General features: G+C 44.6%; 10 protein-coding genes and 1 pseudogene. 3 read left to right on the top strand and 8 right to left on the bottom strand.

What is annotated here, in order from left to right:
* Positions 1 to 161 precede the first annotated feature (161 nt).
* From truA to ED652_RS09660, 4 genes are all read right to left on the bottom strand, one after another.
* Positions 162 to 956: a tRNA pseudouridine(38-40) synthase TruA gene (gene truA / locus ED652_RS09675; protein WP_004734161.1), complete on the bottom strand. Its 795-nt coding sequence runs from the start codon at positions 954 to 956 to the stop codon at positions 162 to 164.
* Positions 957 to 1101: 145 nt separating this feature from the next.
* Complete coding sequence (locus ED652_RS09670; RefSeq protein ID WP_122054553.1) at positions 1102 to 6129, bottom strand: FimV/HubP family polar landmark protein; 5028 nt, start codon at positions 6127 to 6129, stop codon at positions 1102 to 1104.
* A 207-nt stretch (positions 6130 to 6336) separates the two neighbouring features.
* The gene (locus tag ED652_RS09665) at positions 6337 to 7350 is read right to left on the bottom strand and encodes an aspartate-semialdehyde dehydrogenase (RefSeq protein WP_122054551.1); all 1014 of its coding nucleotides are present in this window, start codon (positions 7348 to 7350) and stop codon (positions 6337 to 6339) included.
* Positions 7351 to 7362: 12 nt separating this feature from the next.
* Positions 7363 to 8496 (bottom strand): 4-phosphoerythronate dehydrogenase, encoded by a 1134-nt coding sequence (locus tag ED652_RS09660; RefSeq protein WP_122054550.1) that lies wholly within the window; start codon positions 8494 to 8496, stop codon positions 7363 to 7365.
* A gap of 48 nt (positions 8497 to 8544) precedes the next feature.
* On the opposite strand from ED652_RS09660, the gene ED652_RS09655 reads away from it, so the two are divergent.
* Positions 8545 to 8865: a hypothetical protein gene (locus ED652_RS09655; protein WP_122054548.1), complete on the top strand. Its 321-nt coding sequence runs from the start codon at positions 8545 to 8547 to the stop codon at positions 8863 to 8865.
* Between the two features lie 93 nt (positions 8866 to 8958).
* Here ED652_RS09655 and fabB read toward each other — a convergent pair whose 3' ends face one another.
* Positions 8959 to 10170 (bottom strand): beta-ketoacyl-ACP synthase I, encoded by a 1212-nt coding sequence (gene fabB / locus ED652_RS09650; RefSeq protein ID WP_010436883.1) that lies wholly within the window; start codon positions 10168 to 10170, stop codon positions 8959 to 8961.
* Between the two features lie 128 nt (positions 10171 to 10298).
* Between fabB and mnmC the strand changes: the two genes are divergently transcribed.
* The gene (gene mnmC / locus ED652_RS09645; protein WP_122054547.1) at positions 10299 to 12377 is read left to right on the top strand and encodes a bifunctional tRNA (5-methylaminomethyl-2-thiouridine)(34)-methyltransferase MnmD/FAD-dependent 5-carboxymethylaminomethyl-2-thiouridine(34) oxidoreductase MnmC; all 2079 of its coding nucleotides are present in this window, start codon (positions 10299 to 10301) and stop codon (positions 12375 to 12377) included.
* A gap of 126 nt (positions 12378 to 12503) precedes the next feature.
* Here the strand turns inward: mnmC and ED652_RS09640 are convergent, their stop codons facing one another.
* The 3 genes and pseudogenes from ED652_RS09640 to ED652_RS09630 all read right to left on the bottom strand — a co-directional run.
* The gene (locus tag ED652_RS09640) at positions 12504 to 13025 is read right to left on the bottom strand and encodes an NADPH-dependent FMN reductase (RefSeq protein ID WP_122054545.1); all 522 of its coding nucleotides are present in this window, start codon (positions 13023 to 13025) and stop codon (positions 12504 to 12506) included.
* 175 nt (positions 13026 to 13200) lie between these two features.
* Positions 13201 to 13464, bottom strand: coding sequence for a YfcL family protein (locus ED652_RS09635; RefSeq protein WP_004737967.1), 264 nt, complete (start codon positions 13462 to 13464; stop codon positions 13201 to 13203).
* Positions 13465 to 13473: 9 nt separating this feature from the next.
* Positions 13474 to 13698 (bottom strand): annotated as a pseudogene (locus ED652_RS09630) (elongation factor P hydroxylase); the annotation flags it as partial.
* 149 nt (positions 13699 to 13847) lie between these two features.
* Here ED652_RS09630 and ED652_RS23880 point away from each other — a divergent pair.
* On the top strand, positions 13848 to 14031 hold a 184-nt coding region (locus ED652_RS23880), incomplete at its 3' end, for a hypothetical protein (RefSeq protein ID WP_216821909.1).

Genomic DNA, 14031 nt, shown 5'->3' with positions numbered 1-14031 from the left:
TTCGATTCCTCCGCTTGATTGCGAAAGAAATAAATTTGGGAATTATGCGTGAGAATTAAAGCACATAAAACAGCGACTGTAGATAAAAAACTGGTTGTACCTATTTTCTCACGCTATTTTACGCACGAAACCGTAATAATTTTTGAACCTAAGTCTCACATTTAGTTCAAATTATCCGGTAAGAATAGAGGACCAATGGGTTCTCGTGGTAGCTCAAAATGTTCAGGATAATCAACATCAACCAGATACAAACCTTCCGCTTTTGCGGTCGCGCCTGCTACTTTTCGATCTTTAGCCTCTAAAAGCCACTGGATCCATTCTGGTTTCTGCTCACCTTTACCTACCGCAATTAAGCTGCCAGTAATATTCCTCACCATGTGGTGAACAAACGCATTCGCTTTAATATCAATCACGATGTAGTGTCCGTGACGAGTCACATTTAAGTGAATCATATTTCGCCATGGGCTACGAGATTGACAATGTGTCGCTCTGAATGAAGTGAAGTCGTTCTCGCCTAACAAGTACTGACCCGCTTCATGCATTTTTTTCTCATCAAGGTGACCATGATAGTGGCTCACTCCTGAGTTAAGAATGCCTGGGCGCAGTGCATGGTTAAAGATAATGTAGCGGTAACGACGAGCGGTAGCAGAAAAGCGAGCATGAAAATCTTCATTCACTTCTGTCGCCCAACGAACAGCAATATCTTTCGGCATGTTGGCATTAGCGCCCATAGTCCATGCCACCATTTTACGATCGACATTAGTTTCAAAGTGAACGACTTGTCCCGTACCGTGAACACCGGCATCCGTTCGGCCTGCGCACATAACTTCTACAGGGTGATTCGCGACAACAGAAAGAGCCTTTTCCAATTCTTCTTGGACACTTTTCACGTCTCGTTGGCGCTGCCAACCAAAGTAGTGGGTACCGTTGTATTCAATACCTAAAGCAATTTTCATGTTCTTGTTCTCTTTGAAAATGGGCGAGAAGTATATACGGAAATCAGTTCTACCCCAAATCGGATGGGGTCAAATCTTCAATATTAAAAGAAAGGTCTACAAAAAATAAAGGGTAGCCAATGCCACCCTTTACGTATCGTTTAATTTATCGGCCGTTAATCGTATCGATAAGGTTCTTAGCCTCACGACGAATATCATCACTGCCGTCGACTATCGCTTCCTCTAAGAGCTTTATCGCTCCTTGTGAGTCACTCATCTCGATATAGATTTTAGCTAAATCAAGCTTGCCCGCGGCTTCTGCATTGCTGTCGACATCATAATTACCAATGTCACCGATTACATCTGGGAACTCGTTAAGGCCAACATCCAGCTTCAGCTCTTCGTCATCTGGATTAATCGCGTCTTCGCCCTCTTGTTCCACTTGAGCCATCAGTTCATCAATCGTCATGTATTGCTTATCACGACTGCTACCTGGTTCCGTTAGGTTATCTTGCTGAGCCCAATTCTCTTCTTTGATTTTAGGTTCAGCTTGTTGCTCAGCTGACGCCCAAATCTCTTGTTGATCATCAGGCACATCATTGTGCATGCTCGATTGTTGCTCTGGCGCTAAATTAAAACCTTTCCAATCTTCACCACCGACTTCAAGCATCGCATCAATATCAAGCCCTGCGCTATCAATCGACGTTGCATCCAATGGTTTATCGAACATGTTGTCGACAGAGTCTTGAACATCTTCTGAAAGTAACTCAGCCAGCGCTGTTTCATCAAAATCATCAAACCCTTCTAGAGGTTCGTCTTGCACTGCTGTCGGTGCTGAGTTTGATTCTGTAGGCGCTAATTCTGAAACCGAACCCGGTAACTCATCTGATTGTCCGAAAGCCGCCAGTTCAGGCTCTTTCGCATCTGATAAATCGTCTGCGTCCGAGAAAGCGTCTGTATCCGAGAAATCATCAGCATGACTGAAGCTTTGCGGGTTTGAGAACAAGTCATACAGCGCGTCTTGCTCTTCACCTTGCGGGCTGAAAGACGTTAATGGTGTTGGCTTCTCAGCAAACGCATCAGAGATAGCTTCATCTTCACCGTATTCTGGCAGATCAAGCACATCCAGCTCTACGCCTTGGTCTTCCGCTACCGGTTCTGCACTGCTTTGTTCAATATCGTCTAAAACTGAGTCCGCTTTGGCACTCTCTTCATCGTATTCTGGCAGGTCAAGATCATCGAATTCGAACTTCTCAGTACCATCAGATAGGTCTTGCTCTAACTGAGCTTCATCAGGTTCACTAACCACTTCCGCTAACGCATCGTCTTCACCAAACTCTGGAAGTTCGAAATCGTCGAAAGAGAACTCTTCTGATTCCACTGTCGGCTCTTCAGCTTTAAGCTCAGGAGCAACAGCACTTGCTTCAGGGGCTAACGGGCTGACTTCAGGCTCAAGGCTATCAGGAGCGTCTACAGACGTTGGTGTTGGCTCTAACGCAGCTTGTGTATCAGCCTCAGCTAATGCGTCTTCCTCGTCAAACTCAGGAAGCTCAAAGTCATCAAACGAAAATTCTTCTTCGTCTTCTTGCTCAACCTCTTCAACTTGTTCCGCCACTTCAGCATGCGAGGCAGCTTCAACTTGCGGCTCAGCGTTTAATTGAGATTCAGCATCTAAAAGAGGCTCAACAGCAGGTGCTACCGGTTCTGGTGTTACTTCGGCATCAACGTCTGCCAAAGCGTCTTCTTCGTTAAACTCAGGAAGCTCAAAGTCATCAAACGAAAATTCTTCTTCGCCTTCTTGCCCTACCTCTTCAACTTGTTCTGCCACTTCAGCTTGTGGTGCAGCTTCAACTTGCGATTCAGCATCTAACAGAGACTCGACAACAGGAACCACAGGCTCTTCCGCTACTTCATCAGCTTGTGCCAATGTTTCTTGTTTAGCCGTGTCTTCTTCAATCAGCCAATCATCGTCTTCTGGCACACCGAATTCATTTGGAATGATTTCAGGCATATGCGCTGCACGAGCTGGCTCTGGCTCTGGCTCTGGCTCTGGCTCTGGCTCTGGCTCTGGCTCTGGCTCTGGCAAGGATTCAACAACATCGTCGAGTTGATCGCTACCTTGAATTTTAGGTTCGAAGTCAAAATCAGAGTCAATGTTTGCTGGAGACTCTACATCATCGATAGCTTCCGCTAACCAATCTTCAACCGTCTCTTCATCGTCTTCGGAAATATCATTTAAAGATGATGGCGAAACTTCATGTTGTACTCTTGAAGCGGGTTCTAGAGCTTCATCTGATGGCATCTCAACGTCAGACATTGAGTTATCAGATAGCAGTGAATCAATATCCAGTTCATCGACGTCATCAGGTGACATTACTTCAGCTGGTGAAAGTACTTCAGGTGATGGAATTGCTTCATCTGCAGAGGCTTGAGTCGGTTCTGAAGGAGAATCAAATTCATCTTCTAAAACAAGACCTTCAGAACTTGAAGCTGGCTCTTCAACCGATGTTAATGCGTCGCTATCAGAAGACATCAACTCATCAATCAACGCTTCGTCTGTTGTTTCTAGTGAATCATCAAGTAGCGCATCCGTTGCAGGTGCAACACCAAATAGATCATCGATAAAGTCATCGCGATTAAAGTCTTCATCTTTTTCTGATTTAACATCAGCACTGTCTTGCGTCAGCTCCGAATCTAACAACTCTTCATTAGCTTGTTCTAGCTCAACTTCAGAAGGTTCAGGCGTTAACTCAGTAAGCTCAGCATCAGAATTAAGTTCATCGCTGGTTTTGTCTAAATCTAAGGCAGCGTCTAACTCTTTATCAAACGCTTGTTCTTCAGATTCAAGTTCGTCTTCAATACCGCTTGTCAGTAAGTCATCAAACGGGTCTAAAGATTCCGATTTTTGTGTCTCGGTTTCATCCGTTGAAAGCGTATTATCTGACAATTCACTATCAAGGAAGTCATCTAGTAAGTCAGTACTCTCAGCGTCAAGTTCGAAGTCATCATCAGGATCCCCAATCAATTCATCCAAGGTTTCCGTGCTGTCTTCACTGATATTCAACTCATCATCCGTCGACAAACCTGAAAGCTCTTCCAGCTCAGATAGAGCATCGAAACCAAGCGGCTCATCTTCAGACTCTTTGTCTGATTCACTGTCCAGCATCTCGTCAAGCAGATCGGTAGAATTGCTTAAATCAACGTCGTCCCCTTCAAGTTGCTCATCAAGCAGATCAAGATTAGGAATATCAAGTGATGGTTCTTCTGAAGCTGGCTCGCTCTGAGGTTGATCAGATAGAGCGGATTCATCTTCATTTTCTAATGGCTGATCAAACTGAGCCAAAATATTTTCGATGTCATCATCAGACGCTAAGCCGCTATTCAGGCTTGAGCTAATCTCACCATCGTTATCAAGGTTAAACGGGTCATTACCTTGTTCATTTTGCGCCGCAACTTGAGCAAAGATATCGTCAATATCATCTTCTACGCTAGGAGCCGAAGGTTGAGGGGCTTGTTGTTCCGAGATAAGAGCATCGATATCAAATTCGTCGTTGCTCAAATCAGCAGGGGCAGCTTCGCTCTGCTGTTCTGAGATAAGCGCATCAATGTCAAAGTCATCCGTCACTGACGTACCGATAGCTGGAGCCGAATCGTTTTGTTCTTCAGATATCAAGGCATCAATATCAAAGCTATCGTCATCTTCGTCATCAAGCGCAAACAAATCATCCAATAATGATTGGTCTAATTCATTCGAACCTAAGTCTTCTGTCGCTGACTCTTGAGCGAGTAACGCTTCAATATCATCGGCAGACATTGGATTATCATCAGAAAGATCGAAATCGCCTTCATCGGAATCCAGCGCGCTTTCAACCGTTTCGTCTAATGCACGCTCCATCTCTTCAAGGCCAAGAGCTTTATCTTCGCCATTAACGCTGATGCCATTGCTGCTGTCTAAATCAAGATCATCAAAGTTCGTGTCTAAGTCGCCGTTTTCTCCGATGCTCGCAAATGGGTCATCGTCTTCACCGTCTAAGTTGAAATCAAGATCCGATTCATCTAAGCCTGCAAAGACATCGTCTTCCTCTGCTAGTGCTTGGTCGTCGAACAACTTATTCGCGTCATCCTCGGTACCAAACAATTCATCATCGAGAGACAGTTCATTATCAAGGTCGTCTATTTCATCACCTAAGGTGATTGGCGCGACACTGCTCGGTTGAGGCTGAATAGGCTGTTCTTGAGTCGTTTGTTGCTGCTCATCATTTTTAGAACGACGACCTAACAGCATCACAATGATCAGACCAAGTAACAAGCCGGGAATAATCGCAAGTGCGGCAACTAGCCAACCATTAGATAACAGCTGATCCATGGCACTTGGCGCCATTTTTTCGATTTCAGCATTCTTTCTTTTCTCTTCCGCGAGTAACTTTTCAACTTCGCTACGTATGCGGTCTTCATCACTGAGTTCGGTTTTTAATCCATCTACTTCCGACTGAACATTCGATAGCATCAAACGAAGTTGGTGGTTTTTCTCTTCTAAAGATAACAGCTCAGTTTCAGAAAGCTCTAGCTGCTTCTCAAGGTGGTTCATTTCCTTGGCGCCCGTTATCGGCTTATTACTAACGAGCTCTTTATTACCAATTATCGATTTATCGACAACTTTAGGTTCGCTAACCTTGGCTGTGGATTGCACATTCTTAGGTGTTACATCAGTTCGACTTGGTGCTTGAGTGCTTTTTGGTTTGGCGGCAACCGTTTTTGTTGTTGGCTTATCAAGCTTCGCGAGATGCGAGTTCATAATATTGATGGCTTGCTGCGTTGAGCTTGCACGAGTTTGCTCTAAAGAAGGCACACGTAAGTTGCTGGCAGGCAGCAGGCTATGGATATTCTGGTTTTCAAACGCTTGTGGGTTTAAACGATAAATCGCCAACAGAGTTTGTTGGACTGAAACGGAGCTATCAGGGCGTAACTTTGACGCGATAGACCATAGCGTTTCTGAGCCACGAGTTGGGCCATAGAAACGAGAAGGTTCAGCGCTATTCGATTGCGCTCTTTGAAGAGGTTCTGAAAACGTAGGCGCTGATTGTATCTGACCATCAGGCCCTACAACTCGAATGGAATCTGCACGAACAACGGAAATCTGAGTCGCAATGATAAAGGCAAAAGGTATTAACCACGGCTTGAAAATTTGAAACATAAAAGGCTCAGCTAGGTGCTTAAATTCGGAAAAGTGATGATCTATTAAATATATCGGATAAATGACGTAAAACTATAGAGATGAAAACAAAAAATGTGTTGCAGCAACAATATTCGCAGCAATTTCACACAATTTGACTAACAATATTTTCAATCGATTAAAAAAGCCCCACTAAAGAGTGAGGCTTGATAATCAAAGCAATGAAGCTTAGAAGTAATCGCGAATAAGCAATTCTGCGATTTGAACTGCGTTCGTTGCTGCGCCTTTACGTACGTTATCAGCGACTACCCACATGTTCACGCCGCTGTGATGGCTGATGTCGTTACGAATACGACCAACCATTACGTGGTCTTTACCACCAGCATCACCAACCTGAGTTGGAAAATCTAGAGCTTGGAAAACTTCAACGCCTTCCGTGTTCTCTAGAAGCTGAATAACTTGCTCAGCACCGATTGGCGCGCGAGTTTCAATGTGTAGAGATTCAGCGTGACCATAGAACACAGGAACACGAACACAAGTCGGGTTCACCGTGATTGAAGAGTCAGCAAAGATCTTCTGAGTTTCCCAAACCATCTTCATTTCTTCACGTGTGTAGCCGTTCTCTGTAAATTCATCGATTTGAGGAATACAGTTGAACGCGATCTGCTGTGAGAACGCTGACTTGTCAGCTGGCATGCCGTTAAGAAGCTTAGCCGTTTGACCTGCTAGCTCATCGATACCCGGCTTACCTGCACCAGACACAGATTGGTAAGTTGAAACGTTAATACGCTCAAGACCCACTTCATCGTGAATTGGCTTAAGTGCCACTACCATCTGAATAGTAGAGCAGTTAGGGTTCGCGATGATGTTGCGGTTACGGAACTCAGCAATCGCTTCAGGGTTCACTTCTGGCACAACCAGAGGAACATCGTATTCGTAACGGAAACGTGATGTGTTATCGATAACAACCACACCTTCGTCAGCGGCGATTGGAGCCCAACGTTCTGAAAGCTCGCTACCTGCAGAGAAAAACGCAATATGTACTTGAGACCAATCGAAGTCTTCTACATTTTGTACTTGTATTGTTTTGCCGTTAAAACGGGAAGTTTTGCCTTCACTACGTTCACTTGCTAGTAAGTGCATTTCACCGACAGGGAATTTACGCTCTTTAAGTACTTCAAGAATGGTTTCACCAACCGCACCAGTCGCACCTAAAATAGCAATATTAAATTCTTGGCTCATTGTTTCTCTCTTTTATAAAGTTGGCTTTACCATAAAACCGAGTTTAGATAACGGCGTTAAATTACAAGATTCGTCGCCCGTTAACTCGACTGCACTGTACTCTCTACGGTCCCAATATTCTTTACGCATCTTGTCAAAAGAACCCGGCGTAGAGATATTGCGACGGAATAAGGCGTCGTCTTTGCGCACATCATAGATCAACTGAGTCAAATTGTGCAGTGTTGCTTCATCCCAAGCTCTATCTAATTTCATTTGAGGCACTGGCGCTGTCGGAAGGAGATCGCTTGCATAAGCACGCTGTTCAGTACCTAAAAACTCACAATAACTGTTGAAGATCATCGTGGTACCACGTGCTTTACCCTCTAAACCATAGCCCGCGACGTGAGGAGTTGCAAAAGCAAGCAGTGGAAGCAGCTCAAAATCTACTTCTGGTTCAAACTCAAACACGTCAAGAACGGCAGTGAAACCATCGGCTTTTTGCAAGCGGGCTTTTAACGCTTCGTTATCAACAACAGGGCCACGAGCCGCATTAATCAGAATTTGATCAGCACGTAAATTTTCCAGTACTTGCTCATTAATCAAGTGATGCGTTGGGAACTCACCCGTCTTAGTGATTGGCGTATGCAGAGTGATGACGTCTGACTGCTCAAGCAGTGTCTCTAATTCCGTAAACTCGCGAGTATCACCCTCTTGTTGTTTTAGAGGATCGTTCAGCAATACTTTAATGCCAATGCCTTCAAGGCACTTCGCTAAATAACTGCCCACTTGACCACAGCCGATAATACCGACCGTTTTATCGAAAACAGAGAAGCCTTGCTGCTGTGCAAGAACCATCATCGCGCTGAACGCGTACTCAGCCACACCCACCTTGTTACAGCCCGGGGCTGCGGTGAAGAAAATGCCACGCTTTTTCATCAATTCTTGGTCAACGTGATCCATACCAGCCGTTGCGGTTCCAACAAACTTAAGCTTGTTCGCTTTGCTGATCAGCGCTTCATTGACCTTAGTCACCGAGCGAATCATCAGAGCATCTACGTCAACAAGATCGTCAGCGGTTAGCGTTCGACCGGACTTCATTGTCACTTCACCTAGCTGGCTAAAAAGCGCTTCAGCATAAGGCATATTTTCATCGATTAAGATTTTCATTGGGAAGGTACTTTCGTTGAGGTCTGTCGACCTTAAATGTGAATTGAAATGATTGTGCAAAATTCCACACACGGTGTCGAGTCGCAATTGGAATACATTATAAATAAAGGGCTGAATCGCCTAGTCTGCACAAACAAGAACAGAAATAAGAGCCAATACCTAAAATCAAAAAGAAAAAGTCAGAAGACTAAAACGAAAAATGCCCGATTGAATAAACAATCGGGCAAACATCCAGAACAAAAGGATCCTATCTCGCTCTCCAGGAGACAGAGTCTTGCGTCTGTTCAACCAGTACTAACCAAAGTCAGCACTGATCAAGCTCTGGAAACCTTTCAACTTTTAAATCTTGATTTAAAAGCCATGTTCTGATGGTCATGATTACTGAGTGGCCTGTGCGTGTTGAATCTGCACTCACGTCACCCATTAACGAGTAACCTTTTATTAATTTAACCTTGGCCTCAATTAGCCTTGGTATTTTTTGATTACTAGCGTTGCGTTCGTACCACCGAAACCAAAGCTGTTAGACATAACCGTTGTTAGCTCTTGTTCACGAGCTTCCGTTACGATGTCTAGGCCTGCGCCTGCTTCGTCTAGGTTTGCAACGTTAATGCTTGGTGCGATAAAGCCGTTATCAAGCATTAGTGTTGAGTAAATTGCTTCGTGTACACCAGCCGCACCTAGAGCGTGACCTGTCATCGCTTTAGTTGCTGAGATTGCTGGGCTGTTGCCGCCAAAGACTTCTTGGATTGCGCCAAGTTCTTTAACGTCACCAACAGGAGTTGAAGTACCGTGAGTGTTCACGTAGTCAACGCCATCAACGTTTTGCATTGCCATCTTCATACAACGAACCGCGCCTTCACCAGAAGGAGCAACCATGTCGTAGCCATCTGAAGTTGCGCCGTAACCCACGATCTCGCCGTAGATTTTTGCGCCACGAGCAACCGCGTGCTCAAGTTCTTCGATAACTAGCATGCCGCCGCCACCAGAGATAACGAAACCGTCACGGTCTGCATCGTAGGTACGAGAAGCCAATTCTGGCGTGTCGTTGTACTTAGTAGAAAGTGCGCCCATTGCGTCGAACATCATAGTCAGAGACCAATCCAGTTCTTCACCGCCACCAGCGAATACAACGTCTTGTTTACCCAGTTGGATAAGCTCCATTGCGTGGCCAATACAGTGTGCAGATGTCGCACATGCAGAACTCATAGAGTAGTTCACGCCACGGATTTTGAATGGTGTAGCAAGACAAGCAGAAACCGTAGAAGCCATTGTACGTGGAACCATGTATGGACCAACGCGCTTAACGCCTTTTTCACGGATGATGTCTACAGCGTTAACTTGGTTTAGAGATGAAGCACCACCTGAACCCGCAACGATACCTGTGCGGTCATTAGATACTTGATCTTCAGTTAAACCAGAGTCAGCAATTGCTTGCTCCATTGAAAGATAAGCGAATGCCGCTGCATCACCCATAAAGCGCATTTTTTTGCGATCGATATGGTCAGCAGGGTTCATTTTCAGGTTACCCCAAACTTGAGAGCGCAAGCCATTTTCCTTGAACTGCTCTGAAGCGGTAATACCTGATTTACCCTCTTTCAGTGATGCTAAAACTTCTTCGACGTTGTTACCGATACTTGAAACAATACCCATACCGGTGATTACGACTCGTTTCATGTGACATTCCTATAATTCTAAATTCAGCTAGATGATAACTAAGAAGCCTAACAAAAGTGGTCAGCTTTCCTAGAAATTCGTACAATCCCTACCAACATATCGCTTCAAATCACAAAATGATAGATTTTATGACTTCAATTACTAATGCAGAACTGGAATGGAATGAGTCTGGCACGCCAGTTTCAGACCAATTTGACGACGTTTACTTCTCTAATGTTAACGGTTTAGAAGAAACTCGCTACGTCTTTTTAAAACAAAACCACCTTCCAGAGCGTTGGGTTGAACATCAACAACGCCGTTTTGTAATTGCTGAAACCGGTTTTGGTACAGGTTTAAACTTTCTCGCAGTCTGGCAATGGTTTGATGCTTTTCTTAAAGATAACCCACAAGCGATGACCAAAGAGTTACATTTCATCAGTTTTGAAAAATATCCTTTAAATAAAGATGATTTGATCAAAGCGCACCAATCTTGGCCTGAATTAGCCCAGTATGCGACGCAACTCCAAGAACACTATCCGATTGCTCTGCCGGAATGTCACCGCATTGTGTTGGGCGATGGCGCGATCACACTCGATTTATGGTTTGGTGACATTAAAGATTGTATGCCAAACGTGCCGACCCCGCAGGAAGGTTTGGTTGACGCTTGGTTCTTAGATGGCTTTGCGCCAAGTAAGAACCCAGAAATGTGGAATCAAAACCTATTCAACGGCATGGCCAAACTGGCAAAACAAGATTGCAGCTGTGCAACGTTTACCGCTGCCGGTTTTGTTCGCCGCGGTTTAATCGAAGCTGGTTTTGCAATGAAAAAAGTTAAAGGCTTTGGTACTAAGCGGGAAATGATTGCCGGCCGACTTGATGAGAAGCACGCCCACACCAACATTAAACCTTGGTATGGCCTAGCTCAACACAGTGATTCACAAGATATCGCCATTATCGGTGGTGGTGTTGCCAGTGCTGCGCTTGCAAAAACGTTAAGCCGACGCGGTAAAGACATCACCCTTTATTGTGAACACCAACAAGCCGCGGGAAATGCCTCTGGCAACAATCAAGGTGCCATTTATCCGCTACTCAGCGAAGCGACATCGAATGTTTCAAGAATATTTGGTCCGGGCTTATTGTTTGCCCGCCAATTTATTAATCAAGCAGCACAATCAGTAAACTTCGATCACAACTGGTGTGGCGTGAATATCTTGATGTGGGATGAAGGTTCAACCAAAAAGCTCAACCGTATGTTGGAAGGCAATTTCCACACAGACTTGATTCAGCGCTTAACGCCTGAACAAGCGAACGAAAAGATTGGCTTACCGGTTGATAAAGAGAGTGTTTACTTCCCACTGGGTGGTTGGTTAAGCCCTCTTCAGCTTACTCAAGGTTTGATTGGCAAGTTGGAAGAAACAAACCAAGTAAGCCCACACTATCAACATCAAGTCACTCAACTGGAGTGGTTAAATGCTGAACAACAATGGTTGCTGACGATTGAGACACCTCAAGGTGAGATTCAAACCAAGCACGACCAAGTGGTTATTGCTAACGGGCACAAATTCACTCAGTTTGAACAAACTCAGCCCGTACCACTAACGCCAGTTAAAGGCCAAGTAAGCCACATTCCAACCACAGAAAATCTCAGCAAGCTAAAAACCGTGTTATGTTTTGACGGCTACCTGACGCCACAGAACCCGAAAAATGGCCACCACTGTATTGGTGCCAACTACGACAAGACCAATATTGACCAAGAGTTTGATAGCGAAGTGCAACAACAGAATGGCAAGCGTTTACATGGCTCGTTGCCGGATCAAGCCTGGACAAAAGATGTCGACATCAGCGGCAATTTAGCACGCCAAGGCATCCGAAGCGTAAGTCGCGATCACTTGCCGTTTATCGGAAACGTTGGCGATTTTGAAGCAATCAAAGAGCAGTACCAAAACCTCCACAACTTTAACCCACAACGTCACTCTGTTGATGATGTTCAAACGTTAGTAAGCTTCCCGAACCTCTATTGTTTTATCGGGTTAGGCTCACGCGGCTTGAGCTCTGCGCCATTGTTGGCTGAAGTTTTGGCGTCACAACTTTGCGGTGACCCGTTGCCTCTACCGGTTGATGTACTTGAAGCGATTCACCCAAGCAGAATGTGGGTACGAAGACTGCGTAAAGGCAAAGCACTAACGGCAGGATGGACTGCAGACAAGCATTCTAAATCGAGCCAGTAGTTCCTAGTTCAGCTATTCTGAACATCTGAAATGACTCAATTTCTAAAATTCACAGCTAAAAAGGCCCGAGCGACATTAAGTCACTCGGGCTTTTCGTTAATTGTGTAACCGTAAACTGACTTGTACTTACAGATTAGCTACCGCTTCTTTAATCTGTTGAGCGATCTCTTCGTTACTGATTGAACCAGATTCCAAATCAAAGTTATCGTAGAAACTTGGTACTGAAAGCGACGCTTTTACGTTACCACCAAAGTATGGTGCTGAACCTGTCGCTGCACCAAGTACTGTTTGTGCGCCACCTGGGCCAGGAGAAGTCGCTAGGTAAACCGCAGGCTTTTCGCCAAATACTGAACGCTCAATGCGTGTCGCCCAATCAAATAGGTTTTTAAACGCTGCTGGGTAATGTCCGTTGTGTTCTGCGAAAGAGATAACGAATGCGTCTGCTTCTGCTAGGTCACGCAAAAATGCTTGTGCACCTTCAGCTTGGCCAATCTCTTTTTCAGTGTCTTCGCTGAACATAGGAACGTTGTAATCATTGATATCGAGAACTTTTACGTCAGCACCTTCAATCAAGTTAGCTGCGTAAGTTGCTAGTGTTTTGTTGATAGAGGTAGAGCTTGTGCTTGCGCCGAATGCGATAACTTTCATGATGTAACCCTCTCTGTAATCTCGTTAAGTGAGATTAGAATAACGTAGTCAGAAAATGGCACCATCACAAGGATTGAACAAACTCATTCAAAAATTTCGAATGAGTCTCAAACTATTCACTGCTCAGCAAAATGGAAAGGAAGGGACTGAGCAGACAATGATAAATGACCCGCGATTAAGCTTGGTTTTGCAGCTCAACCCAAAGGTCATTCACAATGGTGCGATCTGCAGGTGTTAGTTCAGAGCGAGCATCATCTAGGCTCTTCTCAATGCGCGCTTTCACTTCTGCTAAATCTTCAATGCCTTCTTCTTCACATGAAGCCACTGAAAGAGAAATATGACCACGTAAGTAACCACCCGCAAACAGTTCGTCGTCTGATGCGTTTTCAATGCGAGCATCAATTACTTCAAGTAGTTTTTCTTCAAATTCGATAATCATAATATTCTCTTATTTCACAATAAACTGGCTAGTACACAGAGGTTCTACATCGTAGAAGTCGCGCAACGCTTCAGAAAGCATTTTGACTCTTGGTGGAAGACCAACTTCTAAGATACCCATGATTTCGTTGTGTACTTTATTCATAAAGACCAAACAATCTGGCTCAAAATCGCCGTGTAGACTGTCACAGCTGACATTAAAAGGAAAGTAAGTAGAAGCCTTATTTAGAACAAAAAGAGCCTTAATACAGCACCTAGGTCTTGATAAAACTGGCTTTAAGGTTTTTTGGCGAAGGCAAGTGGAAAGTAAAAACACATGTTACGATGGAGAGATACTTTCAAGCTTACTCAAAAAAAACGCGTCACATCATAGAGAAGTCTAAGATGGACCTTATGATAAAAGAGCTTTTCACCATGCCATTTGAGCGAGGTTTAAGCCCTAATAAATTACATTTCGTCTTGTCGGCCCTCCTTTGCGCCCCAATTGAATATGTCGTGAGCGACTCCCCCCCCCCCTTTGCAGCCTCCTTCAATCCATTCAATGCTTTTTTAGCCGTTAGCGGAGGAT

Source organism: Vibrio sp. Evd11 (assembly GCF_900382755.1).
Lineage (GTDB): Bacteria > Pseudomonadota > Gammaproteobacteria > Enterobacterales > Vibrionaceae > Vibrio > Vibrio lentus.
The sequence above is the reverse complement of the archived record's forward strand: the minus strand, read 5'-3'. Positions and strand labels throughout refer to the sequence as shown.

What these genes read in the sequence shown, in the direction of transcription:
- truA (WP_004734161.1), bottom strand. Translation starts at nt 956, where the DNA reads ATGAAAATTGCTTTAGGTATTGAATACAACGGTACCCACTACTTTGGT.
- ED652_RS09670 (WP_122054553.1), bottom strand. Translation starts at nt 6,129, where the DNA reads ATGTTTCAAATTTTCAAGCCGTGGTTAATACCTTTTGCCTTTATCATT.
- ED652_RS09665 (WP_122054551.1), bottom strand. Translation starts at nt 7,350, where the DNA reads ATGAGCCAAGAATTTAATATTGCTATTTTAGGTGCGACTGGTGCGGTT.
- ED652_RS09660 (WP_122054550.1), bottom strand. Translation starts at nt 8,496, where the DNA reads ATGAAAATCTTAATCGATGAAAATATGCCTTATGCTGAAGCGCTTTTT.
- ED652_RS09655 (WP_122054548.1), top strand. Translation starts at nt 8,545, where the DNA reads ATGATTGTGCAAAATTCCACACACGGTGTCGAGTCGCAATTGGAATAC.
- fabB (WP_010436883.1), bottom strand. Translation starts at nt 10,170, where the DNA reads ATGAAACGAGTCGTAATCACCGGTATGGGTATTGTTTCAAGTATCGGT.
- mnmC (WP_122054547.1), top strand. Translation starts at nt 10,299, where the DNA reads ATGACTTCAATTACTAATGCAGAACTGGAATGGAATGAGTCTGGCACG.
- ED652_RS09640 (WP_122054545.1), bottom strand. Translation starts at nt 13,025, where the DNA reads ATGAAAGTTATCGCATTCGGCGCAAGCACAAGCTCTACCTCTATCAAC.
- ED652_RS09635 (WP_004737967.1), bottom strand. Translation starts at nt 13,464, where the DNA reads ATGATTATCGAATTTGAAGAAAAACTACTTGAAGTAATTGATGCTCGC.